General features: G+C 59.7%; 28 protein-coding genes. 11 read left to right on the forward strand and 17 right to left on the reverse strand.

Annotated elements, in window-relative coordinates:
* The first annotated feature begins 64 nt into the window (after positions 1–64).
* Entirely contained in the window at positions 65–880 is an 816-nt protein-coding gene (locus ACA060_RS07475) for a UDP-2,3-diacylglucosamine diphosphatase (protein ID WP_497316369.1), read from the forward strand.
* A gap of 137 nt (positions 881–1,017) precedes the next feature.
* On the opposite strand, the gene ACA060_RS07480 is transcribed toward ACA060_RS07475, so the two are convergent.
* Both ACA060_RS07480 and ACA060_RS07485 read right to left on the reverse strand, forming a co-directional pair.
* Positions 1,018–1,608, reverse strand: a complete 591-nt coding sequence (locus ACA060_RS07480; protein ID WP_497316371.1) for an HD domain-containing protein — start codon at positions 1,606–1,608, stop codon at positions 1,018–1,020.
* Positions 1,609–1,706: 98 nt separating this feature from the next.
* Positions 1,707–2,018 carry an Mpo1-like protein gene (locus ACA060_RS07485; RefSeq protein WP_109628529.1) on the reverse strand — a complete coding sequence of 104 codons (312 nt, stop codon included), beginning with the start codon at positions 2,016–2,018 and terminating at the stop codon, positions 1,707–1,709.
* 163 nt (positions 2,019–2,181) lie between these two features.
* On the opposite strand from ACA060_RS07485, the gene ACA060_RS07490 reads away from it, so the two are divergent.
* Complete coding sequence (locus ACA060_RS07490) at positions 2,182–3,243, forward strand: AraC family transcriptional regulator (protein ID WP_218277777.1); 1,062 nt, start codon at positions 2,182–2,184, stop codon at positions 3,241–3,243.
* On the opposite strand, the gene ACA060_RS07495 is transcribed toward ACA060_RS07490, so the two are convergent.
* On the reverse strand, positions 3,200–4,654 hold the full coding sequence (locus ACA060_RS07495; protein ID WP_109628531.1) for a TrkH family potassium uptake protein: 1,455 nt from the start codon (positions 4,652–4,654) through the stop codon (positions 3,200–3,202). The genes ACA060_RS07490 and ACA060_RS07495 overlap by 44 nt on opposite strands.
* A gap of 122 nt (positions 4,655–4,776) precedes the next feature.
* Between ACA060_RS07495 and ACA060_RS07500 the strand changes: the two genes are divergently transcribed.
* Complete coding sequence (locus ACA060_RS07500; RefSeq protein ID WP_497316374.1) at positions 4,777–5,343, forward strand: NAD(P)H nitroreductase; 567 nt, start codon at positions 4,777–4,779, stop codon at positions 5,341–5,343.
* 109 nt (positions 5,344–5,452) lie between these two features.
* Here ACA060_RS07500 and ACA060_RS07505 read toward each other — a convergent pair whose 3' ends face one another.
* From ACA060_RS07505 to ACA060_RS07530, 6 genes are all read right to left on the reverse strand, one after another.
* Positions 5,453–6,793: a sensor histidine kinase gene (locus ACA060_RS07505; RefSeq protein ID WP_497316376.1), complete on the reverse strand. Its 1,341-nt coding sequence runs from the start codon at positions 6,791–6,793 to the stop codon at positions 5,453–5,455.
* 249 nt (positions 6,794–7,042) lie between these two features.
* The gene (locus ACA060_RS07510; protein WP_109628534.1) at positions 7,043–7,492 is read right to left on the reverse strand and encodes a Spy/CpxP family protein refolding chaperone; all 450 of its coding nucleotides are present in this window, start codon (positions 7,490–7,492) and stop codon (positions 7,043–7,045) included.
* A 318-nt stretch (positions 7,493–7,810) separates the two neighbouring features.
* Positions 7,811–8,488 (reverse strand): response regulator transcription factor, encoded by a 678-nt coding sequence (locus ACA060_RS07515; protein ID WP_109628535.1) that lies wholly within the window; start codon positions 8,486–8,488, stop codon positions 7,811–7,813.
* A 7-nt stretch (positions 8,489–8,495) separates the two neighbouring features.
* Complete coding sequence (locus tag ACA060_RS07520; RefSeq protein WP_497316379.1) at positions 8,496–8,909, reverse strand: SH3 domain-containing protein; 414 nt, start codon at positions 8,907–8,909, stop codon at positions 8,496–8,498.
* 109 nt (positions 8,910–9,018) lie between these two features.
* The gene (locus ACA060_RS07525; protein WP_008156126.1) at positions 9,019–9,318 is read right to left on the reverse strand and encodes a YciI family protein; all 300 of its coding nucleotides are present in this window, start codon (positions 9,316–9,318) and stop codon (positions 9,019–9,021) included.
* 1 nt (position 9,319) lies between these two features.
* Positions 9,320–9,916, reverse strand: coding sequence for a septation protein A (locus tag ACA060_RS07530; RefSeq protein WP_462026127.1), 597 nt, complete (start codon positions 9,914–9,916; stop codon positions 9,320–9,322).
* 87 nt (positions 9,917–10,003) lie between these two features.
* Between ACA060_RS07530 and ACA060_RS07535 the strand changes: the two genes are divergently transcribed.
* The 6 genes from ACA060_RS07535 to rluB all read left to right on the forward strand — a co-directional run bounded on the left by ACA060_RS07535 (position 10,004) and on the right by rluB (position 15,074).
* Entirely contained in the window at positions 10,004–10,867 is an 864-nt protein-coding gene (locus tag ACA060_RS07535; RefSeq protein WP_497316381.1) for a PHP domain-containing protein, read from the forward strand.
* Between the two features lie 13 nt (positions 10,868–10,880).
* Positions 10,881–11,510, forward strand: a complete 630-nt coding sequence (locus ACA060_RS07540; RefSeq protein ID WP_438657550.1) for an L-threonylcarbamoyladenylate synthase — start codon at positions 10,881–10,883, stop codon at positions 11,508–11,510.
* On the forward strand, positions 11,511–12,332 hold the full coding sequence (locus ACA060_RS07545; RefSeq protein ID WP_046032782.1) for a segregation and condensation protein A: 822 nt from the start codon (positions 11,511–11,513) through the stop codon (positions 12,330–12,332).
* An 11-nt stretch (positions 12,333–12,343) separates the two neighbouring features.
* The gene (scpB, locus tag ACA060_RS07550; protein WP_497316384.1) at positions 12,344–13,330 is read left to right on the forward strand and encodes an SMC-Scp complex subunit ScpB; all 987 of its coding nucleotides are present in this window, start codon (positions 12,344–12,346) and stop codon (positions 13,328–13,330) included.
* An 84-nt stretch (positions 13,331–13,414) separates the two neighbouring features.
* Positions 13,415–13,606: a DUF1289 domain-containing protein gene (locus ACA060_RS07555; protein WP_109628541.1), complete on the forward strand. Its 192-nt coding sequence runs from the start codon at positions 13,415–13,417 to the stop codon at positions 13,604–13,606.
* Between the two features lie 169 nt (positions 13,607–13,775).
* Positions 13,776–15,074, forward strand: coding sequence for a 23S rRNA pseudouridine(2605) synthase RluB (gene rluB, locus ACA060_RS07560; protein WP_010461925.1), 1,299 nt, complete (start codon positions 13,776–13,778; stop codon positions 15,072–15,074).
* 164 nt (positions 15,075–15,238) lie between these two features.
* Here the strand turns inward: rluB and ACA060_RS07565 are convergent, their stop codons facing one another.
* Positions 15,239–16,204 carry a M29 family metallopeptidase gene (locus ACA060_RS07565; protein ID WP_497316387.1) on the reverse strand — a complete coding sequence of 322 codons (966 nt, stop codon included), beginning with the start codon at positions 16,202–16,204 and terminating at the stop codon, positions 15,239–15,241.
* Positions 16,205–16,272: 68 nt separating this feature from the next.
* On the reverse strand, positions 16,273–16,410 hold the full coding sequence (locus ACA060_RS07570; RefSeq protein ID WP_010461921.1) for a hypothetical protein: 138 nt from the start codon (positions 16,408–16,410) through the stop codon (positions 16,273–16,275).
* Positions 16,411–17,340: 930 nt separating this feature from the next.
* On the opposite strand from ACA060_RS07570, the gene ACA060_RS07575 reads away from it, so the two are divergent.
* Both ACA060_RS07575 and arfB read left to right on the forward strand, forming a co-directional pair.
* Complete coding sequence (locus tag ACA060_RS07575) at positions 17,341–18,756, forward strand: amino acid permease (protein WP_109628543.1); 1,416 nt, start codon at positions 17,341–17,343, stop codon at positions 18,754–18,756.
* Positions 18,757–18,976: 220 nt separating this feature from the next.
* The gene (gene arfB, locus ACA060_RS07580) at positions 18,977–19,390 is read left to right on the forward strand and encodes an alternative ribosome rescue aminoacyl-tRNA hydrolase ArfB (RefSeq protein WP_497316389.1); all 414 of its coding nucleotides are present in this window, start codon (positions 18,977–18,979) and stop codon (positions 19,388–19,390) included.
* Here the strand turns inward: arfB and ACA060_RS07585 are convergent.
* The 6 genes from ACA060_RS07585 to phhA all read right to left on the reverse strand — a co-directional run bounded on the left by ACA060_RS07585 (position 19,387) and on the right by phhA (position 23,809).
* On the reverse strand, positions 19,387–20,601 hold the full coding sequence (locus ACA060_RS07585; RefSeq protein ID WP_109628545.1) for an MFS transporter: 1,215 nt from the start codon (positions 20,599–20,601) through the stop codon (positions 19,387–19,389). The two genes, arfB and ACA060_RS07585, sit on opposite strands and share 4 nt — an antisense overlap.
* A gap of 101 nt (positions 20,602–20,702) precedes the next feature.
* Positions 20,703–20,888, reverse strand: a complete 186-nt coding sequence (locus tag ACA060_RS07590) for a hypothetical protein (protein WP_497318195.1) — start codon at positions 20,886–20,888, stop codon at positions 20,703–20,705.
* A gap of 76 nt (positions 20,889–20,964) precedes the next feature.
* The gene (locus ACA060_RS07595; protein ID WP_307328006.1) at positions 20,965–21,096 is read right to left on the reverse strand and encodes a hypothetical protein; all 132 of its coding nucleotides are present in this window, start codon (positions 21,094–21,096) and stop codon (positions 20,965–20,967) included.
* Positions 21,097–21,369: 273 nt separating this feature from the next.
* Complete coding sequence (locus tag ACA060_RS07600; RefSeq protein ID WP_497316392.1) at positions 21,370–22,563, reverse strand: amino acid aminotransferase; 1,194 nt, start codon at positions 22,561–22,563, stop codon at positions 21,370–21,372.
* Positions 22,563–22,919 carry a 4a-hydroxytetrahydrobiopterin dehydratase gene (locus ACA060_RS07605; RefSeq protein ID WP_008030478.1) on the reverse strand — a complete coding sequence of 119 codons (357 nt, stop codon included), beginning with the start codon at positions 22,917–22,919 and terminating at the stop codon, positions 22,563–22,565. Before ACA060_RS07605 ends, ACA060_RS07600 begins: the two co-directional genes overlap by 1 nt.
* A 104-nt stretch (positions 22,920–23,023) precedes the next feature.
* The gene (phhA, locus tag ACA060_RS07610; protein ID WP_109628547.1) at positions 23,024–23,809 is read right to left on the reverse strand and encodes a phenylalanine 4-monooxygenase; all 786 of its coding nucleotides are present in this window, start codon (positions 23,807–23,809) and stop codon (positions 23,024–23,026) included.
* Positions 23,810–23,931 lie beyond the last annotated feature (122 nt).

Raw genomic sequence — 23,931 nt, forward strand, 5'->3', positions numbered from 1 at the left:
CGGTTGTCATGGGCAATTAACCGGACCGGCGCAAGCTTGCCAAAACTTGCCCAGAGTGTTGCCCATGACCAGCGCCGAGCTCGCCAAACCCAGCCGTAAGCAACGTGTGCGGACCTTGTGGATTTCCGATGTGCATCTGGGCACCCGGGACTGCCAGGCCGAACACCTGTCGCAGTTTCTCAAGGGCTACCACGCGGACAAGATCTACCTGGTCGGCGACATCATCGACGGCTGGAAACTGCGCGGCGGCATGTACTGGCCTCAAGCGCACACTAACGTGATCCGCCGCCTGCTGACCATGAGCAAACGCGGCACCGAGGTGATCTACGTCACCGGCAACCACGACGAATTCCTGCGCCGCTATTCGAAGCTGATCCTGGGCAACATCCACCTGGTGGACGAAGCGGTGCACGTGACCGCCGATGGTCGCCATCTGCTGGTGATTCATGGTGACCAGTTCGACGTGATCACCCGGTATCACCGCTGGCTGGCCTTTCTCGGCGACTCGGCCTACGAGTTCACCCTGACCCTCAACCGCTGGCTGAATCACTGGCGCGCCCGTTATGGCTACGGCTACTGGTCGTTGTCGGCCTACCTCAAGCACAAGGTCAAAACCGCGGTCAGTTTCATCAGCGACTTCGAAGAAGCCATCGCCCACGAGTGCGTGAAACGCGAGTTGCATGGGGTGGTGTGCGGGCACATTCACCATGCCGAGATTCGCAAGGTCGGCGGGGTGGACTACCTCAATTGCGGGGATTGGGTCGAGTCGTGCACGGCGTTGATCGAGCATTGGGACGGGTCGATCGAGTTATACCGGTTGGCGGATGCGCAGGCGCGGGAGGCCGAATTGAAAGCCATTAAAATTGCCGAGCCCGCCTAAAAGTCAGTGTGCGAGGTCTGGCCCCATCGCGAGCAGGCTCGCTCCCACAGTTTTGATCGTATTTTCCTGAAAAAACTCGGTCACCTGTGGGAGCGAGCCTGCTCGCGATGGACTGCGCAGCGGTCCCGCGGGATCTATCAGGCTGGCGAATGTAATTCCATCGCCGCCTTGTAGATCGAGTGCTTCGGATGCGCAAACAAGCGCTCCATCATCGGCTCAAAGAAGCTTAGCGGTAACGTCTCGTACGCCGGATCAAATGCCGCCGCATCGTATTGGGCGCAAAACTCGATGGTCGCCTGATACTGCGGATGCCCGCTGAATTGCTCGCGCAAATGCCGATCCATCCCCAGGTGATGAAAGAAGTAATACCCCTGGAATATCCCGTGCTTCTCAACCATCCACAGATTCTCGGCGCTGACGAACGGCTTGAGGATCGCCGCAGCAATGTCCGGATGATTGTAGGAACCCAGTGTGTCGCCGATGTCGTGAAGCAGCGCGCAGACCACATATTCTTCATCTCGGCCATCGCGCCAGGCACGGCTGGCGGTCTGCAAGGAATGGGTCAGACGATCCACCGGGAAGCCGCCAAAATCACCCTCCAGTAATTTCAGGTGCGCCACAATTCGTGACGGCAATTGCTTGGCATAGGCACTGAAGTCGGCGGCGATGATCGCCCAGTCTTCCTGCGTGCCATCCTTCATGTGGGTGAATCGTGCATTGGCGTTCATCAGCTATCCTCTTGTTCTATCGAAAGGGATGTCTTGAGTGTAGGACTTGGATCCAATGCTGCACTGGCTACGCAGGACGCTTTGGTGGCCAATGGAGCCTAGAACGGCACGCGACCCAGAAGCATGTCGCGGTACATGACAAAGTCGCCGAGCAGGCTATAAAGAGGATGCTGGAACGTGGCGGGGCGGTTTTTCTCGAAGAAGAAATGCCCGATCCAGGCGAAGCTGTAACCCGCCAGCGGCAAGGCCAGCAGCATCAACCAGGCGCCTTTGCCGATGGTCAGTGCCAGGATGAGGATGACCAGGCTGGTACCGACAAAATGCAGGCGTCGACAGGTGCTGTTGCTGTGTTCGCTGAGGTAATACGGGTAGAACTCAGCGAAGCTGTTGAAACGTCTGATGTTTTCCACGACTGCGATCTCTGTGGTTGTTGTTCTGATTGCAAGTTGTTCTGCGGGTAGCTTATTTGAGTCTAGAGTGATCATTGGCATCAGCCAGTGACAATGGGCGCCACTTTAGTATCCTTCGAAAACTTGCCGCGGTAGACGGCTCACAAAACAGTAAGTAAACGCCATGAGCGAACGAACGACTTCTGCAAGCTGGGCGATGGGGATTGTCAAAGCACTGGAGATGGACGGCCTGGATTGCCGGGTTCTGTTCAAGCAGCTGGGGCTCGATTACGCCTCTCTGGATGATCCGGATGCGCGCTTTCCGCAAGATTCCATGACACGCCTGTGGCAGCGCGCGGTCGAGCTGTCCGGCAACCCGGCGATTGGCCTGAACATGGGCAAAGTGGTGCGACCGGCTTCCTTTCATGTGGCCGGCTACGCGCTGATGTCGAGCCAGACCCTGGCCGAAGGCTTTCAGCGGCTGGTGCGTTATCAGCGGATCATTGCCGAAAGTGCCGACCTTAGTTTCCGTCTGCTGGATGAAGGTTATGCGCTGATTCTGACGGTGCATGGCGATCACTTGCCGCCAACCCGGCAGAGTGCCGAAGCGTCACTGGCCTGTGCGCTGGCGCTGTGCGGCTGGTTGACCGGGCGCACGTTGCAACCGCGCAAGGTGCTGATCCAGGGCGATCAGCCTGTCGATCTCGAACCCTATAAACAAGCGTTTCATGCGCCAATGGTGTTCAACGCGCCTTATGACGCCTTGATCTTCGAGCGTGCCGACATGGAGGCGCCGCTGCCGACGGCCAACGAGGCGATGGCGCTGTTGCATGACCGGTTTGCCGGCGAATACCTGGCGCGGTTTTCCGAGAGTCGCGTGACCCACAAGGCGCGCCAGGTACTGTGCCGGTTGCTGCCACAGGGCGAACCCAAGCGCGATACGGTTGCGCAGACGCTGCACTTGTCGCAACGCACCTTGCAGCGCCGCTTGCAGGAAGAAGGCACGAGTTTTCAGACGTTGCTGGATGACACGCGCCGTGAACTGGCCGAGCAATACCTGGCGCAGCCCACAATGACTTTGCTGGAAATTGCCTACCTGCTGGGGTTCGCCGATCCGAGCAACTTCTTCCGTGCCTTCAGGCGCTGGTTCGACGCGACGCCCGGCGAGTACCGGGCGCGGCTGTCAGAGACGCCCGCGGTGGTCAGTGCCGCCAGAACGCAGGAATACACAGAACAAACACCGTAATGATCTCCAGTCGGCCCAGCAGCATGCCGAACGAGAGAATCCACTTGGCGGCGTCCGGCAGGGTGGCGAAGTTACCCGCCGGGCCGATGGTCTCGCCCAAGCCCGGGCCGACGCCGGACACGGTGCTGGCGGCGCCGGTCAGGGCGGTCATCCAGTCGACACCAAGCAGCGATAGCAGCAACGCAATCACGCAGATGGTGATGGCGAAGAAGAACGAAAAGGTCAGGATCGACCGCACGATCTCTTCGTCGAGACGGTGGCCGTTGTACTTCTGCTTGATCACCGCGCGCGGGTGAATCAATTGGTTAAGGTTGGCCTTGAGCAGGATATAGGCGACCTGGAAGCGGAAAATCTTGATCCCGCCAGCCGTCGAGCCCGAGCAACCGCCGACAAAACCCAGATAGAAGAACAGCATCAGCGAGAAGTTGCCCCACAGGCTGTAATCCCCCAGTGCAAATCCTGTCGTCGTGACGACCGAGGTCACGTTCAGCGCCACATGCCGCAACGCTTCGAGCCAATGCAGTTGGGTGGTCCACCAGTACCAGGTGCCCAGCACCAGCCAGGTCACCAGCAACATACCGAGCAAGCCTTGAACCTGCTGATCCTTGATCAGTGCCCGACGGTTGCCGCGCAAGGTCGCCACGTACAGGGTGAACGGCAGGCTGCCGAGAATCATGATGACAATCGCCACCCAGTGCACCGCCGGTTGCGTCCACTTCGCCAGGGATTGGTCCGAGGTGGAGAACCCGCCCGTGGAGATCGCCGACATCGCATGGTTGATCGCATCGAACGGGCTCATCCCGGCCCACCAGAACGCCAGGCTGCCGAGGATGGTGATGCCCACGTAAGCGGCAACGATCAAGCGCGCCACCATGTGCGAACGGGGCATGACCTTTTCGGAGCGGTCAGACGACTCAGTCTGAAACAGCCGCATGCCACCGATTCGCAGCAACGGCAGAATCGCTACCGCCATGCCGATAAAGCCGATGCCGCCGATCCAGTGCAGCAACGAGCGCCACATCAGGATGCCGGGGGACATGTCGTCGAGGTGGTTCAGCACGGTTGCCCCGGTTGCCGTGATGCCGGACATGCTTTCGAAGAACGAGTCGGTGTAGCTGATGTGTTGGGTCAGCAGAAACGGCAACGCGGCGAAAATGCACACGACCAGCCAACTGCTGACGGTCAGCAGGTACATGTCGCGCGGACGCAGATGCACGTGCTCCGGGCGACCGGGGATCACCAGTGCGAGGCCGGCGACAAAGGTGATCATGCTCGCCCAGAGGAACGACGGCAGATCGCCCGTGCGTTCGAAAATCACCAGCGTGGCCATGGGCACGACCATGGCGATGGCCAGCGTGATCAGGAAGATGCCGATGATGAAACCAATAGTCCGTAAGGTCGGCAACGCCATGAAGTCCGCTCGGGCTGAAGAAGGGAAGGCCGCCATTCTACCTGCGGGGCAGGGCATGTAAACCGGCACCTCCACTGCAGTTGAAGCTAGAATAGCCGCACATATTTTTCAGGAGGTGGCCGATGCAGGCTCTCGACGCTTTGCTCAACCGTGTTTCCGTTCCACGACTGCTCGAACCGGCCCCCACCGCAGAACAGCGCGAAGTGCTGTTTTCTGCCGCGATGCGTGCGCCGGACCACGGCCATTTGCAGCCTTGGCGCTTCCTGACAGTCGAAGGTGCGGCGCGCGAGCAAATGGGCGAGTTGCTGGCCGAAGCGGCGAAGCTGCAGGACAGTGAAGTGTCCGAGGCGGCGCTGGACAAGGCGCGTAACGGTCCATTGCGCGCGCCGCTGGTGGTTGTTGTGATTGCGCGGATACAGGAACACGTCAAATACCCGAAATCCGAGCAACTGCTGGCGGCGGGGTGTGCGGCTCATGGGATTCTGCTGGCCGCTTACGCGCAAGGCATTGGCGCGGTGTGGCGCACTGGGGATCTGGCCTATTCGGCGCATGTGGCCAAGGGGTTGGGGTTGGCAGAGGGGGAAGAGGTGATTGCGTTTCTTTACCTGGGCACGCCGCAGAAAGAACCGCGTGTGGCAGAGAAAGTCGACCTCGCCGAATTCGTCAGCGCCTGGCCCGGAAAAGCCTGATACCACCGATCAAATGTGGGAGCGGGCTTGCTCGCGAATGCGGTGTGTCAGTTAACACCTACTTTGCCTGACACACCGCCTTCGCGAGCAAGCCCGCTCCCACAGGGGTTCAGGGTTGGACAACAGCACCCGGTACCAACGGTAATTCCAGGCTGGCGATGAACCCACCTTGCGGATGATTGGCCAGCACCAGGCTCCCGCCATGCCGCTCTGCCGCGCGTCGCGCAATGGCCAGTCCCAGGCCATGCCCGGCCGCCGTCTGCCCCGGCGCACGATAGAACGGTTCACCCAACTGAGTCAGATGCTCGGCATCGACACCGGGGCCATGGTCCCTGACGCTGACCACAATCCGCTCACCCTGGCGCACCGCCTGCATTTCAATCGACTGCCCCACGGGATTGAAGCGCTGTGCGTTGCGCAGCAGGTTGTCGACGGCACGCTCGATCATCGTCGGCCAGCCTTTGAGGTTCAGCTGCGGTTCGGCGTCGAGGCGAACGGTCTGCTCCGGCGAGCCCAGTTGCGCATCTTTTTGCAGCGTGTTGAGCAGCGCATTCAGGTCCACATCTTCAGCGCTGGCGTTGTCAGCATCGACCCGCGCCAATACCAGGATTTCGCTGATCAGCGCTTCGAGTCGATCGCACTCACGGGTCAAGCGTGGCGCGAGTTTTTCCCGTTCTTCGGGAGTGGCCCGTTCGGCCAGCGCCAAGGCAATGCGCAGTCGCGCCAGCGGTGAACGCAGTTCATGGGACACATCACGCAGCAATTGCCGTTGGCTGCCGATCAGGCTTTGCAGGCGCGCGCCCATGCGGTTGAAGTCGTTGGCCAATACACCAAACTCATCGCGACGGTTGGCCAGTTTCACCAGGCTGTTCTGCTGATAGGTGGTTTGCCCAAGGTCATGCACCGCGCCGCGCAAGCGGTTGAGCGGGCGGGTGATGGACAAGGTCACGAAGAGGCTGAAGAGGGTCAGCACCACCAGCGCAATACCCAGCGCACTCAACGGCCAGAGCAGGCTTTCGCGGTGCCATGAGTCCAGTTCCGGGTGTGGAATGCGATAGATCAGCAGGTAGGTGTCGCCGGTTTTTTTGCTGGTGTACTCATCGGTCAGGCGTCGCCACGGCAGGCGGCGATCATCGTTGTTCTGCCGTGCTTCGAAGGCGGCCGCACGCCGGGGGAAGGTGCCGCGCACCACCGGGTCGCCGCTCTCGTTGAGCACCTGAACGTCGATGTGATACTGGCGTTTGCGCTGTTCCAGAATGTCCTGGGCCGCTTCCTCGCCCTGGGCTTCGTAGGTTTGCGTCCACTGTTCGGCGAGGGTGTTGAGGCCCGGGTGGCGGCTGAGAATCCACGCGTCCTGATTGAGCATGTGCCCCAGCAGAATGGACAACCCTGCAACCAGAGCGATGGCCAGCCAGAAGCTGGCCAGGATACGCCAGAACAATGAGCGCACAGAAAATCCTCGAACAATCACAAATCCCATGTGGGAGCGAGCTTGTGTGGCGAGGGGATTTATCCCCGTTCGGCTGCGAAGCAGTCGTCAAACCATTGCTTGCGGTGTATCTGAAACACCGCAATGTTCGATTCGGGGCTGCTTTGCAGCCCAACGGGGATAAATCCCCTCGCCACACAGGCTCGTTCCCGTAATGATCTGAATGGCAAAAAACCCGACGGGGTAAGCCGTCGGGTCCGGGTTAACGCATTATTGCGCTTTTTGCGGTTGTTGCGCTTTCCACGCCTTGAACTCGGCCCATTCGGCGCGGCGCTCAGCCTTTTTCTTCTGGATCTCGTCGAATTTCTTCTGTTGATCCGGTTTCAGCAGGCCACGGACATCGGCTTCGGCTTTCTTGTGGTTGGCGGCCATTTCATCTTTCATGGCTTTCTGGTCGGCTGGGGAGAGTTTCTCCAGGTACTTCTCGACCACTTGCTTACGCTCGTGCATCTGCTCGCCCATGATTTTGCGGATCTGCTCGCGCTGTTCGCGGCTCAGGTCCAGCTGGCTGTACGGGCCTTTACCGTGCATGCCGTGCATCTGACCGCCGTGGCGCGGGCCGTCCATCGGGCCACCCATCGGACCGGCACCTTCAGGCATGGCCATGGCAACGGTCGGCAGGGCGGCAGCGAACATCAGAGCGATAAGAGTCTTGCGCATGGTGAATCTCCTTGTCTCGTTCCCGGTACGTTCCGGATGAGTTCAGATTACGGAGATCAAGGTCAGCGGCGGTCAGCGGAGCGTAAAGCTTGGGTAAAGACGATTTCTTGCCGACCTGACAAATCCACATCCCAGACAAAACAAGACCGGTGTAGCAGCTGTCGAGCCCCAGCGAGGCTGCGTTCGGCGGCGAAGCCGTCGTAAAACCTGAGAACGCGGTTTACCTGAACAAATGCATCGCCTGATTTCACGACGGCTTCGCCGCCGAACGCAGGCTCGCCGGGGCTCGACAGCTGCTACGACGGACCGTATTCAGGGTTAGAGGCTGTAGTAGTAACCGCGGCTACGCAGGGCAATGATGCGCGGGCGGCCGTCGGGGTGCGGGCCGATCTTTTTGCGCAGGTTGCTGACGTGCATGTCCAGGCTGCGGTCGTACAGGGTCAGCTTGCGGCCGAGGGCGATTTGCGCCAGTTCCTGTTTGTCCAGCGGCTCGCCGGGTTGTTTGAGCAGGGCTTCGAGCAGACGGCTTTCGGAGACGGTGAGGGTGAACTCCTGTTCGTCGATGCTGACCACGCCGCGCACCGGGCTGAAACACAGGTCGCCCAATTCGAGTTGGCTGGACACCGCCGTCGGATGACTGCGGCGCAACACGGCGCGCAGACGGGCAGTCAGCTCTCGTGGGTCGCACGGCTTGGCCAGGTAATCGTCGGCGCCGAGCTCCAGGCCGAGGATTCGATCCAATGGCTCGCCACGCGCAGACAGCATCAGCACCGGCAGGTCCGGATGGTCGCTGCGCAATTGCTTGAGCAGTTCCAGGCCGCTGCCGTCTGGCAGCATCACGTCCAGCACCACGGCGGCGGGGGAGGTTTCGGCCAGCGCACGGCGGGCACTCTGGCCGTCGTGACAGGCACGGACCTGAAAGCCTTCCTGGCTCAGCCAACTGCTCAGGAGCTCGCACAGCTCCTGGTCATCATCAATTAATAACAGCTCGCTCATCACTCACTCAATTTAGCCATTGCCGACGTTTTCTGGTGGCACCGCTGGCGAAGATACCGCAGAGCAGGGCCAATAGCGCAACCCCACCACCGATTACGAACCATTGCTGCTGATCAGTCAGCAGCCGTGGCAGCGGGTTGCTGGCCTGGGCTTCCTTGAGTTGCAGCTTGAGGCGCTGGTTCTCTTGGCGCAAACGGCTCAACTGAGCGCTTTCGCGTTCGCTGTCGGTATTTTGCAGTTGTTTGCTCAGTTCTTCCCGTTGCTGCTCACTTACCTTCAAGCGCTGCTGCAACTCACTGATCTGGCTGCCGGCACTCAGCGACAGTGGCGTCGAACTGCCACCCTCTGCGCTTTCTTCACCGTGGGCAGGGGCCACCATCGACAACGTCACCAACATCAGACACAACGGACCTTTGCGCATCGCGACTCCTGATTCCAATACGAGTATTGGGCAGGTTGTCGGCCGCGGAACGAGAATAATGAGCGTTGAGAGCACGATGAACCGGCAAGGTTCATCGCGCGGGCGCAATTTACGGCAGGACTTGCTTGAACGGCTTGACCGAAACGTTGGCGTAGACGCCGGCGGCGATGTACGGATCGGCGTCGGCCCAGGCCTGGGCGGCGCTCAGGGAATCGAACTCGGCGACGATCAGGCTGCCGGTGAAACCCGCTGCGCCCGGATCATTGCTGTCGACCGCCGGGTGCGGGCCGGCCAATACGATACGACCTTCGCCCTTGAGCACTTGCAGGCGCTCGAGGTGGGCAGGCCGTGCGGCCAGGCGGGCTTCCAGGGAGTTGGCGACGTCTGTGGCAATGATTGCGTAAAGCATGTCAGTCCTCGGTTTTTGGCGTTGTGGTATCGGCGTCGTGCAGGTGGCGGGACAGGTAAATGCCCTGGGCGACCAGGAACAGCAACGTCATGCCCAGGCTGCCGAAGACTTTGAAGTCGACCCAGTAGCTCTGGAACGTGAACGCGACGAACAGGTTGGCGGCACCGCAAAACAGGAAAAAGCCGATCCAGGCGATGTTCAGGCGCGTCCAGACCTGGTCCGGCAGGGTCAGTGCGTGGCCCATGATGCGCTTGATCAGCAATTGGTCGCCGATGAAGTGGCTGCCAATGAACGCGAGGGCGAACAGCCAGTTGACCACCGGCGCTTTCCACTTCAGGAAGGTCTCGCTGTGGAACGCCAGGGTCAGGCTGCCGAAGACCAGGCAGGCGATGAGGGTCAGCCACTGGCTCTTCTCCAGCTTGCGCTGCTTGATGAACAGCGCACCGTAAACCACCAGGGAGCTGATGATCAGCATCGCAGTGGCGCTGTAAATACCGCCTACAGTCAGTTGATGACCGCCGATGTCGACGACCCGTGGATCAATTTTGAAAACGATGAAAAACAGCAGGAGCGGGATGAAATCGATGAATTGTTTCACAGTGGCAGCCAGAAGCAGGATGTGGCGGCATAATAACAAACATATGGGCGCGCGATAGCGCCAGCTGATTTGAGGTAACACATCCCCGTGAATGTCGATTTGCACTGCCATAGCACCGCCTCCGATGGCGCTCTCGCACCTGCTGTCCTGGTGGCGCGTGCGTTCGAGAAAGGCGTGCGAGTGCTGGCCTTGACCGATCACGACACCCTCGAAGGCCTCGATGAGGCCCGCAGTACGGCCACGGCGCTGGGGATGCAACTGGTCAACGGCGTCGAATTGTCCTGCACCTGGGGTGGCGCGACCATTCATGTGCTCGGCTACGGATTTGATGTCAATGCCGTACCGTTGGTCGATGCCATCGCCAAATTGCACGATGGCCGCTGGCTGCGGTCCGAAGAAATAAGCCGCAAGCTGGCGTTGAAAGGCATGCCGGGCGCGCTGGAAGGTGCACGGGCCATCCAGCAGGAACTGGGTGATAGCGGCAATGCGCCGGCCCGTCCGCACTTCGCCGACTGGATGGTGCGTGAAGGTTTCGTCAAGGATCGCGCCGAAGCGTTCCGCAAATGGCTGGGCGCCGGCAAACTGGGCGACGTCAAGCAGCACTGGCCGACCCTGGAAGACACGGTCGAAACCCTTCGGGCCGCGAAAGCCTGGGTCAGCCTGGCGCATCCGTGGCACTACGATTTCACTCGCAGCAAGCGTCGCCGCCTGATTTCTGACTATATTCAAGCCGGGGGCCACGCAATTGAAGTGGTCAATGGCCATCAGCCCGCCGAACAAGTGGGCAGCCTGGCGATTCTAGCTCGTGAGTTCGGTCTGCTGGTCAGCGCCGGCAGTGATTTTCATGGCCCTGGAGGCTGGTCCGAGATCGGCGAATACCGTCCGCTCCCGGAGGATCTGCCACCACTGTGGTGTCGATTCAAACATGACCCAATTATTGCCGCCGTCTGAACAGGTAGAGAATGTGAGTCAATTTTTCCAGATTCATCCGGAAAACCCGCAAGCGCGCCTGATAAAACAGGCTGTCGAGATCATCCGCAGCGGCGGGGTGGTGATTTATCCCACAGACTCGTCCTACGCCATTGGTTGCCAGATCGGCGACAAGGTTGCCGTAGAGCGCGTACGCCGTTTACGCGGGCTGGATGACAAGCACAACTTCGCGCTGATTTGCAGCGACCTGTCGCAACTGGGGCTGTTCGCCAAGATCGACACTGGCACCTTCCGCCTGCTCAAAGCGCACCTGCCAGGGCCGTACACCTTCATTCTCAACGCCACCCGCGAAGTCCCGCGGCTGTTGTTGCACCCGAAAAAACGCACCATAGGCCTGCGGGTGCCGAGCCATCCGATTGCCCTGGCGCTGCTGGAAGAACTGGGCGAGCCGCTGATGAGCGTGACCCTGATCATGCCCGGCGACACCGACCCGATGAGCGATCCGTACGAAATGCGCCAGTTGCTTGAGCATCAGGTCGACCTGATCATCGATGGCGGTTTCGGCGGGATCAAGGCGTCCACCGTGATCAACCTCGCCGACGGCGAGCCGGAAGTGATCCGCGTTGGTTGCGGCGACCCGACGCCGTTCATGGCCGAGGCGTAGATGTCTGCAGTGGAACCTGTTGTCGACAGTCAGGCCGGCGCCCAGCAGGAGCTGCCCTTCGCCATGGTCTATGGCCAGGCGGTCCTGGAAATGCCGCTGGACCTGTACATCCCGCCGGATGCGCTCGAGGTGTTTCTCGAAGCTTTCGAAGGCCCGCTCGACCTGCTGCTGTACCTGATCCGCAAACAGAACATCAACATCCTCGACATCCCGGTGGCGGAAATCACTCGCCAGTACATGGGCTATGTCGAGTTGATGCAGTCGGTGCGCCTGGAGCTGGCCGCCGAGTACCTGGTGATGGCCGCGATGCTGGCCGAGATCAAGTCGCGGATGCTGCTACCGCGTGCCGAAACCATCGAAGACGAAGAAGACGACCCGCGCGCCGAGCTGATCCGTCGCTTGCAGGAGTACGAACGCTTCAAGGCGGCGGCGGAAGGCATCGATGGCCTGAGCCGTGTCGGACGTGACGTAGTAGTGCCCAAGCTCGACGCCCCGGAAGCCCGGGCGCGCAAGCTGTTGCCGGATGTGCGTTTGTCAGAGCTGCTGCTGTCCATGGCCGAGGTCCTGCGCCGTGGCGACATGTTCGAAAGCCACCAGGTCAGCCGCGAGGCACTGTCCACCCGCGAACGCATGAGCGATGTGCTGGACCGGCTCAAGGGCGGCGGTTTCGTGCCCTTTGTCGAATTGTTCACCGCTGAAGAGGGACGCCTGGGGGTGGTGGTGACCTTTATGGCGATCCTCGAACTGGTCAAGGAATCTTTGGTCGAGCTGGTGCAGAATGAGCCGTTCGCGGCGATCCACGTGCGAGCCCGAGCCGAGTAACGAGTTGAATCATGAACCTGACTGAACCCCGCGAGCTGGCGCCACTGCTTGAAGCCTTTCTGTTGGCCTCGGGAAAACCGCAATCGCTTGAACGCCTGTTCGAACTCTTCGAAGAAGGCGAGCGGCCGGAGCCGCCGGTCTTCAAGAAAGCCCTGACGCTTCTGGCCAAGTCCTGCGACGGCCGCGCCTTCGAGCTGAAGGAAGTGGCCTCCGGTTATCGCTTGCAGATCCGCGAAAAGTTCTCGCCGTGGGTAGGACGGTTGTGGGAAGAACGCCCGCAGCGATATTCGCGTGCCATGCTCGAAACCATTGCTCTGATTGCCTATCGCCAGCCGATCACCCGGGGCGAGATCGAAGACGTGCGGGGCGTGGCGGTCAACAGTCACATCGTCAAGACCCTGCTGGAACGCGAGTGGATCCGCATCGTCGGCTACCGCGACGTGCCCGGCAAACCGGCGATGTTTGCCACCACCAAGGCGTTTCTCGATCACTTCAACCTGAAGAACCTTGACGACTTGCCGCCGCTGGCTGAGTTGCGAGAACTGGAGCCTGATCCGGTACTGGACTTCGACGACGCGCCAGTCCCGGCAAGTTTGCAGGAGCTGGCGGATGCCAGCGCCGAGCCGGAGGAGCCCAAGGAGGAGACCAGTTTCCATACGCTGTTGCTGGAACTGGACACCATGGAGGAGGGGCTCAAGACCGACTTTGATGACATCCTGCGCGATAGCGCGGTGACGGAATCCGAAGAGGTGCTGGAGCTACCTGAGCCCGAGATCGAAGTTGAACTTCAGGTCGAGCCAGAAGCCACAGTCGAAGAAGAGCCGGAAGAAGCGCTTGAGGATGACGTGCTCGGCGTCGCCGAAGCGCGCGAAAAACTCCTGGCTGCCGTCGCCGCGCTCGAACAACCGAAACCCGAGCCCGAATTGAGCGACGAAGAAGCCGAAGCCCGCGCCTTGGCCGAAGCAATCGAAGCCGAACGCCGCGAATTCGACGACTGAGCCCATCCCTGTGGACAATGAAGGCCCTCTGTGGGAGCTAGCAGGCTAGCTCCCACAGTGGATTGGTGTTGGATGGAGTATTTGATGAGCTCAACCAAAGACCCGTGTATCAGCGTCTGCAAATTCACCGACGACATCTGCCTCGGCTGCGGTCGCAGCAAGCGTGAGATCAAGGCCTGGAAGAAACTCGACAAGGCCGACAAGCGCACGGTACTCGCGGAGTCGGCGCTCAGGTTGATCAAACTCGGCGGCGCCGTTCGGCGCAAAAGCAAATAAGCAGGCCATCATCAGCTAGTCTCTGATGCGCAAACGCTTCCATGAGCGTATGATTCGCGACCCTTCGGCGATCGCTTCGCCCAAGATCTTCAAAAAGTACCCAGATTTACATCGCTTCAGGACGCTCAATTCAGGGCCGCCTGAACAGACCACACCGGGAGGTGCCCAGATGAGTATCAACGACCAGAAAGACGACCAGGAAATCGGCCCAGCAGGCGAAAAACTGCAGAAAGTCCTCGCCCGTATCGGCGTCGGCTCGCGCCGTGACGTGGAAGCCTGGATCAGCCACGGCCGCATCAAGGTCAACGGCAAAGACGCCACCCTCGGGCAGCGCGTTGACATGCACGACGCCATCACCATTGATGGCAAGGTGATCAAGCGCGAAGAAGCCGCCGAGTCGGTACGCCGCGTGATCATGTACAACAAGCCCGACGGCGAAATCTGCACCCGCCTAGATCCGGAAGGCCGTCCGACCGTTTTCGACAAGATGCCGCGCCCGAAAGAAGGTCGCTGGATCAACATCGGTCGTCTGGACATCAACACCACTGGCCTGCTGATGTTCACCACCGACGGTGAGCTGGCCAACCGCCTGATGCACCCTTCCTACGAAATGGACCGTGAATACGCGGTACGTGTGCGTGGCGAAGTCGATGACGAGATGATCGAGCGTCTGAAAGCAGGCGTCGTCCTTGAAGACGGCCCGGCCAAGTTCACCGACATCAAGCAAGCACCGGGTGGCGAAGGTTTCAACCACTGGTACCACTGCGTGGTGATGGAAGGTCGCAACCGCGAAGTTCGTCGTCTGTGGGAGTCCCAGGGCCTGGTGGTCAGCCGTCTGAAGCGCGTGCGTTTCGGTCCGGTGTTCCTCAACTCCGACCTGCCGATGGGCCGCTGGCGCGAAATGAGCCAGTACGAAGTCGATATTCTCAGTGCTGAAGTTGGCCTGACGCCTGTGGCCATGCCGCAGATGAACGCCAAGAGCAAAGACAAACTTGACCGCATGCAGCGTAAATCGTCGCGTCCGATGGGCAAGACCGAGCGCGTGCGTTCGTTGCGTCCAGCCATCGGTAACCAGACCGCTGCTACGCCGCGTGACTCCCGTGAGCCGCAAATCGAAGGCGAGCGTCCAGCCCGCAAACCAGCAGCGCCACGCGCTGATGGCGAGCGCGGTCCACGCACGCCGCGTCCGGCCAACGGTCGCACCGAGCGTGGCGAAGGCCGCGGTGCGCCAAGCGGCGGTCGTAGCGATCGCGGTGCTCCAGCCGGTCGTGGCGAGTCTCGTGGTGAGTCGGGTCGCGGTACACCAGTGGCAGACCGTCCTTCCGACACCAAGCGCCCGGCCAAGGCACCGGCGAAGAAGCGTCCAGGCATCGTTCTGGTCGACAAGGATGCACCGTCGGGCAAACGCCGTGGTGCGCCAGCCGGTTCGGGCCAGCGTCCGGGCTTCGGTCGTCGCAAGCCTGAGTAATCGGTAAGCGCCGCATAAAAAACGCCAACCTTCGGGTTGGCGTTTTTTTTGCCTCGGCATTAGCTCTGTGGTGTTTGTGCGGTCCCCTTCGCGGGCAAGCCTCGCTCCTACAGGATCGGCGATGTCCTTGTAGGAGCGAGGCTTGCCCGCGAAAGCGTCGGCCGCTAAAACACAAACCGCCCATCAAACACCGGATCATCATCCAGCGCCAACACGCCGCTGGAGAAGATCAGGTCCAGATGATGGCTGCCCTTGGCCCCACCGCCCAACCCCAGATGCAACCCGCAATGGCGCTCTTCAAACCCGGCATTTCGGGCATACAGACTCTTCACGCCTTCATTGGTGCCAATCCCCAACTCCTCAATACGCCGGTTCGACGGATTGGCTTCCAGGTACTTGTTGAAGTCATGTTCCAGCCCCGGTACATCCGTGGCGATCTTGCGGATGGTCGAATTCTCGATCCACAACTCCAGCGGCGAATCCAGCACCCCATACTTGCGGGCAAACGGAATCGTACTGAGGAACGTCCCCATGAACTTCACCTGGCCGTTGATCGCTTCGCTGTGCGTCGCAATTTCACCGGGCGCCAAGTCAAAGTTGCCGACGCCGTTGATATCGGTCCACTTCTTGATGCTATGCATCGGGGTTTCGAACCACGAGCCGTGATCATCTTTGAAACTTAACGTTTTCGCGTGAGACATGCGCTGGATCAAATGGCTGTTGAGCCCTGCTATACGCTGCGGAGTGACACTGAAAGTGTCGTAGAAGTAATCGCCGTAATCCTTGAACAGCAGCGACTTCTTCCAGTTCTCGGCCATCACGCCCTGCAGCGCACGGACAAATTCCGGGCCGTCGGGGCGAGGGTTGGGCAGGGTGGAAGAGTCGTAGAAGAAAATGTACAGATCGCTGTCGGCAATCGCCTGGGCCAGCAGTTCCGTGGGTTCCAGATCCAGCCGCATCGCGCTGAAGCTGAACCGTGGGCTGTCATCGGCCTGTTCGGCGATGGCGCCGGTCAGTACCTCGTAATCAGCGGTGTGGCCGAGCAAGACCTTCGCCGGGTTGATGCCGGCAAGGGCAGGGTGGTGTTCGAGGTAGTAAAGGAAATGCGAAATGGCGCGTTGCTTATCCATGTAGTCCTCCCTGACAAACCGAAAAAAGTGGCAGGCACAACCGGCCGGATCGTGCCTGCCGAGGTGTCTTACAGCGGCCACATCGCCGTGCCGAACGGAACGACCGCATCGGCTTGCATCATTTCAACGGCGGCTTCATGGGTCGGTGCTTCAAACCAATCGTCCAGTTGCAGTTCAGTTTCCAAGTCTTTTTCAAGTGCTTGCATTGTGAATCTCCCAGATGACTTTTCGGTAAGTACAGCGGCGTGTTTTTCAGTCATTGATTAACCCGTCAACTTGCCGGTCGATGCGTCTCGGCAAGTCGCTGAAAACCTAGTTCAGAGGATTTTAAATTGCAAAAAAATAATCAAATTAGTTTTAATTGAACTTTTTATTCTGTTTTTTGGCGGGGCTTTTATCGATAAAAAACAAAAAACTAACTCGACCTTTTCGTTAGGAAGCTTCCTACCGTCAATTTGCAGTCGTCCTACGGATTGATCTGATTTGGAAAATATGCGTTACAGCTTGTAAAGAAAAGCTGACGGAATCGCGCCTCAAAGCCCTTGGATTGACGCATGCGGAAGGGGTGTAAGGAAAACCTTCCGTAAACCAATCGATCGCTGATCCTGCAAGGCTCTGGCCCGCTTGTTTCAGCGGCGCTGGAAGGGTGAGATGCGTCCCATGCCTGTCGTGCAGGTGCATAACAAGAAGGAGGCGCAATGTACGCCGTGACTCATTTCCACTTCTCCCCAAGGGGCGATTTTTCCGTCGCCCTTATCGAAGACCCGCAAAGGTCTGACCCTATTTTTGCAGCCGCCCGAGACCCTCGGGGCGGACACAGGCAATCCCGGCAAACGACGCGCTGATCCAGCGGTGTCTGGCAGCAGGGGGTTACAGGTGTACAATGCGCCGCGTTTTAACTGTGACCTCCTGCGCACCTGCGCAAACCTCAAGGCTATCCGCCTTGTTCACTCCGCCGCGCCACAAGCGTGTCGGGTTCGATTTCGTCACAGATAAAAACAAACAGGTGACGCATGACCGTTGTAAAAACGCTGAACTCCTTTTGCCTTCGCTGGGGTTTGATCGGCGCTGCTTGAAATCGCAACCGAGCAGCAACGTCTAACGAACATCATCAAACCTTGCGTGAGACCCTTTTCATGAGTGGACAAAACTCGCATTCAGGCGAGCTGAAACGCGGCCTGAAAAATCGCCATATTCAACTGATCGCCCTCGGTGGCGCGATTGGTACCGGGCTGTTCCTGGGCTCGGCCGGCGTCCTGAAATCCGCCGGCCCGTCGATGATCCTCGGCTACGCCATCTGCGGCTTCATTGCGTTCATGATCATGCGCCAGCTCGGCGAAATGATTGTCGAAGAGCCGGTGGCCGGTTCCTTCAGCCACTTCGCGCACAAATACTGGGGCGGTTTCGCCGGCTTCCTGTCGGGCTGGAACTGCTGGATCCTGTACATTCTGGTGGGCATGTCGGAGCTGACCGCGGTCGGCAAGTACATCCACTACTGGGCGCCGCACATCCCGACCTGGGTCTCGGCCGCCGGCTTCTTCGTGCTGATCAACCTGATCAACCTCGCCAACGTCAAAGTCTTTGGCGAGGCCGAATTCTGGTTTGCGATCATCAAGGTCGTGGCGATCGTCGGCATGATCGCGCTCGGCAGTTACCTGCTGGTCAGCGGCCATGGCGGCCCGCAAGCCTCGGTGACCAACCTGTGGGCCCACGGCGGCTTCTTCCCGAACGGCGTCAGCGGTCTGGTGATGGCCATGGCGATCATCATGTTCTCCTTCGGCGGCCTGGAAATGCTCGGTTTCACCGCAGCCGAAGCCGACAAGCCGAAAACCGTGATCCCCAAAGCCATCAACCAGGTGATCTACCGGATCCTGATTTTCTACATCGGTGCACTGGTCATCCTGCTGTCGCTGACGCCGTGGGACGCCCTGTTGGCGACCTTGAACGCGTCGGGTGATTCGTACAGCGGCAGCCCGTTCGTTCAAGTGTTCTCGATGCTTGGCAGCGACACCGCCGCGCACATCCTCAACTTCGTGGTCCTGACTGCGGCGCTGTCGGTGTACAACAGCGGCACCTACTGCAACAGCCGTATGCTGCTGGGCATGGCCGAGCAGGGCGATGCGCCGAAAGCCCTGGCGAAGATCGACAAGCGCGGCGTGCCGGTACGCTCGATTCTCGCTTCGGCGGCGGTGACGTTGATCGCGGTGTTGCTGAACTACCTGATCCCGCAAAACGCGCTGGAATTGTTGATGTCGCTGGTGGTTGCCACCCTCGTGATCAACTGGGCGATGATCAGCTTCTCGCACTTCAAGTTCCGCCAGCACATGGACAAGACCAAACAGACGCCATTGTTCAAGGCCCTGTGGTACCCGTATGGGAACTACGTCTGCCTGGCGTTCGTGGTGTTCATTCTCGGCGTGATGCTGTTGATCCCGGGCATCCAGATTTCGGTGTATGCGATTCCGGTGTGGGTTGCGTTCATGTGGGTGTGCTACGGCATCAAGAACAAGCGCAGCGCTCAGCATGCGTTGCAGGCGGCAAACGCGAAGTAAGTTCAGTTTGCAGAAGCAACAAACCCGGCCATGCGCCGGGTTTTTTGTGCGCGCCGCAAAACCCTGTGGGAGCGAGCCTGCTCGCGATGGCAATCTGTCAGCCAACATGGATGTTGAATGCAACGACGCCATCGCGAGCAGGCTCGCTCCCACAATGGTCCGCATTCCCCTACCGGCTATTCGGGTATCCTGATGAACCCCAAATGCGGACCCCTTTTCCATGCTGGTGATTTCCAACAATGTGCATCTGCCGGATGCCGAGATCGAGTTGACGGCCATTCGCGCGCAAGGCGCCGGTGGGCAGAACGTCAATAAGGTCTCCAGCGCCGTGCACCTGCGCTTCGACATTCCGGCCTCGTCCTTGCCTGAGTTCTACAAGGAGCGGCTGCTGGCGCTGCGTGACAGTCGCATCACCAGCGACGGGGTGTTGATCATCAAGGCCCAGCAATACCGCACGCAGGAGGCCAATCGTGCCGATGCGCTGGAGCGGCTGGTCGAGTTGATCCTCAGCGCCACCAAAGTCGAGAAGAAACGCCGCCCGACCAAGCCGACCCTCGGGTCGAAGAAGCGTCGACTGGAGTCCAAGACCAAGCGTGGCAGCATCAAGGCCGGACGCGGCAAGATCGATTTCTAGCGCGCATCTCTTTCTTCGCGATACTTTTCATTAAGGTGCTTGGGCGCCTGCCGGTACAGATAAACGCTAAGCGCCAAACCGCTCAACGCGGCGAGTGCGGCGAACAGGAAGATCGAGGCAAAGCCAAACCCGGCGGCAATCGCACCGGCCAGCGGCCCGGTAATCCCCAGCGACAAATCGATGAACAGCGAATAAGCCCCGACCGCCGCACCGCGACTGGAGGCCGGCACCAGGTTGACCGCTTCCACGCCCAGCGCCGGAAACACCAGCGAGAAACCGAAACCGCTCAGCGCCGCGCCGGCCAGTGCCCAGTGAGCATCTGGTGCCAGCCACAGCAGCAATAACCCCAGGGTTTCCACCGACAGGCAGGCAATCGCCACACGAAAGCCGCCGAGGCGGTTGATCAGGTTGCCGAACAACAGCCGCGCACCAATGAAACTGGCGCCGAACAGGCTCAGGCACAGCACCGCGTTGTCCCAGTGTTGCGTGGCGTAATACAGGGTGATGAAGGTGGCGATGGTGCCGAATCCGATCGAGCCCAGGGCCAGGCCGCAACCATGGGGCAGTACCCGTCCCAGCACATGCATGAACGGCAGCCGTTCACCGACCACAATCGGCGCGGCAGTTTTCGGCCAGGCCAACGCAAGGCCAAGGATGGCCAGCAGCACGATGCTCACGCCCATGCTCCACAAGCCCAATTGACTGACCAGCAACACGCCCAACGGCGCGCCGACCGCCAGTGCGCCGTAACTGGCGATGCCGTTCCAGGAGATGACTTTGGCGGTATTCGCCGCACCGACCCGGCCGATGCCCCAGCCAATCGAGCCCGAACCCACCAGACTTTCCGCGCTGCCAAGTACCAAGCGACCGATCAACAGACTGATCAGGCTCAGCATCGGCAAGCTCTGGGTCCAGGCCGAAATCAGCATGAACACGCCGCTCAAACCGCAGCCGGCTAGGCCGTAAATGACGGCGAGTTTGCTGCCCTTGTTGTCGATGATTTTCCCGGCGTACGGCCGGCTGAGCAGGGTGGCCAGGTATTGCACGCTGATCACCAGTCCGGCGATCACGGCGCCGAAGCCGAGGTCGCTGTGGACATAGCCGGGCAATACGGCGAGGGGAATGCCGATGTTCAGGTAGCCGATGAAGGTAAAGAGAACGATGGAAACGACTTGCAGCGTGACCGCCAGGGGGCGCTGGTTTTCAGACATGGGTAAAGGTCCACGGGAAAGCGGGATAGATAGGCTGCTTATGATAGCGGCGCGAACGGCCGAGGGTCGTGGAAAAAGTAAAACTATTTGCCGGGCGGGGGTTATTCAGGTTTTTGCGGGGCAACCAGTTGCGTCGTGACCAGGGCAGCCAGGGCGTTTTCTTCGGTGCCGAAACGGGCGAGCAACGCGGCTTGTTTCTCGGGAGAGAGACGATTCCAGATCTCGATCATCTTCTCGGCGGTGCCGATCAGAACGCTGGCCTGGGTTTCAGAGAAGTCATCAGTCATGGTGTGGAACTCGGGGTTCAGGCGGTGTGGAAAGCGCATGTTAGCGCTTTCCACACGGTCTGGCATTGCAGGTGTTTCAGTCTTCGCTGTCGGCCTGGCGGCGTTCAGAGGCTTCTTTCGGCTCGGGCTGTTGGGCACCGGCTTGTTGCGTGGTTGTCTGCTCAGTTTCGTGCAGGCTTGGGAAGGGGAGATTAGGGATCTCGTGCATGTTTCGCGCTCCTCGCAAAGTCTGTTGATAGATCTGGTAGATCCGCGCTTTTAAAAAGCTTGGGCAGGATACAGCAGGAGAAATGACAAATAGACTTTTATATCCATTTGTTTCGACGGATGGAGTTGTCTAGACAGGTCGGTGCGAGCGATACAAAACAATGTGGGAGCGAGCTTGCTCGCGATTGCAGGCTGTCAGTCAACATTGATGTCGACTGTCAGGCCCTCATCGCGAGCAAGCTCGCTCCCACAGGGATGGCGCAGGTACTTGAGGTTATTTGCAGGCTGCGGCGATGGCCTCGGCCAGCAGATCAAGGCGTGTCGCGTCGATACCAGCGACGTTCGCCCGGCCGGTGCCGACCATATAAACGCTGTGATGATCGCGCAGCTGTTTAACCTGCTCCGGCGACAAACCGGTGTAGGAAAACATACCGCGTTGCACACCGATGTGCGCAAAACGCTCACGCAAACCGTGGGGTTCAAGCGCTTCCACAAGACCGCTGCGCAATTGGGCGATGCGCAAGCGCATGGCTTCCACCTCGTCGGTCCACAGGCTTTTCAGCTCCGGATCGCCAAGGATCGTCGCCACCACGGCAGCGCCGTGATCCGGCGGTGTCGACCACAGGTTGCGGGCGATGTTGGCCAGTTGGCTGCGGATATCCACCAGCTTCTCAGCGGTTTTCGCGCAAACAATCAGCGCACCGATGCGATCGCGATACAGCCCGAAATTCTTCGAGCAGGAACTGGTGATCAGCACTTCCGGCAACTCCGCAGCGAACAGCCGCGTCGACCATGCGTCCTGTTCCAGTCCATCGCCGAAGCCTTGGTAAGCGAAGTCAATCAGCGGCACCAGATCGCGACTGCGCACCACGTCCAGCACTCGGCGCCAATCGTCATGGGACAGATCGAACCCGGTTGGGTTGTGGCAGCAGGCGTGCAGCAACACCACATCGCCCTTCGGCACGTCTTTGAGCACTGCCAGCATGGCTTCGACGTCGAGGCGGTTTTCGCTGCCGACGTACGGGTAATGACTGACCTTGACCCCGGCCGCCGCGAAAATGGTTTCGTGGATCGGCCAGGTCGGGTTGCTCAGCCATACGCCACGGCCCGGCAGGCACTGGGCGATGAAATCTGCGCTCAAGCGCAACGCGCCGGTGCCGCCCGGTGTCTGGGTAGCGCCGGCCCGTTGTTCGGCGATCAGCGGGGAATCGGCGCCGAGCACCAGCTCATTGATCGCCTTGCCGAACGCCGGTTCGCCGTGACCGCCGATGTAGGTCTTGGTGGTCTGGCGATCCACCAGGCGCTGCTCGGCTAGCTTCACGGACTGGGGAATCGGCGTCAGGCCCTGGGCATCTTTATAGACGCCCACGCCAAGGTCGAATTTGCGCGGGTTCGGGTCCTGCGCATAGGCCTCCATCAGGCCGAGTATCGGGTCGCCGGGCACTCGACCTATGGCGTCGAAATGCATTATTTGCGGCCCTCGGCATCCTTGGCCACTTCGTCAGTGCGGGCGGCCATGATGAAATCGTTGCGGTGCAGACCCTTGATGGAGTGGCTCCACCAGGTCACGGTGACTTTGCCCCACTCGGTCAGCAGGCCTGGGTGGTGACCTTCAGCCTCGGAGATTTCACCGACCGCGTTGGTGAAGGCCAGCGCGTGCTTGAAATTCTTGAACAGGAAAACTTTTTCCAGTTGCATCACGCTGTCGCGCACTTCGATGTTCCAGTCCGGGATCTGCTTGATCAGGACCGGCAGTTCTTCGTCGCTGACCTGAGGGGCATCGGCGCGGCAGGCTTCGCAATGGGCTTGGTTCAATGTGGACATGATGGGTTCCTGAAATCGAATTGTTGGAAATCGGCCGTCAGTTTCCCCACGCTAAACCAAAGCGTCGGTTCCTGACAGGCTCACTTGATTCTAAAAGCTGCGGATCACGCAGCTTTCGGCGGAAATTTCGGGGTGTGCAAGCCTAGCTGCATGCCTTGCTTGACCATGCTCATGATGTCTTCATGAGCCACATCAAACAGGCGCTTGAGGTTCGGCAGGACAAAGTACAGCGGTTGCAGGATGTCGATGCGATACGGCGTACGCATGCATTCCAGCGGATCGAAGGCCTGATGCTCAGGTTCGTCCGACAGGCAGTAAACGGTTTCTTTTGGCGAGGAGAGAATACCGCCGCCGTAGATACGCAGGCCTTCTGGCGTATCGACCAGGCCGAACTCGATGGTCATCCAGTACAGACGCGCCAGGTACACGCGTTCTTCCTTGGTGGCCTGTAGGCCGAGTTTGCCGTAGGTGTGGGTAAATTCCGCGAACCAGGGGTTGGTCAGCAGCGGACAGTGGCCAAAGATCTCGTGGAAAATGTCCGGCTCTTGCAGGTAATCCAGCTCTTCGCGGGTACGAATAAAGGTCGCGACCGGAAACTGCTTGTTGGCCAGCAATTCGAAAAAGGTCTGGAAGGGGATCAGCGCCGGGACGCGGGCGACTTGCCAGCCGGTGGTTTCACCGAGGACTTTATTGATCTCGCCGAGTTGCGGAATGCGGTCGTGGGGCAGACCGAGTTTTTCGATACCGTCCAGGTATTCCTGGCACGCACGCCCCTCGATCACTTTCAGTTGACGAGTAATCAGCGTGTTCCACACCGCGTGTTCTTCAGCGGGGTAGTCGATAAAACCTTGCGCATCGGGCTCGCGAGCCACGTATTGCGTCTGCTTCATGCTGCTCTCCTGCTAGGGGATTTCGTTCTTGTTATGTGCTGCTATGGACTTAGAAATACCCCAAGGCGTGCGGTGTTGCAGCAGGTGAGCGCTGGCGTGCGTAGGAAAAATCGTCGTTTTTC

It is taken from the genome of Pseudomonas sp. LBUM1671 (assembly GCF_059695685.1).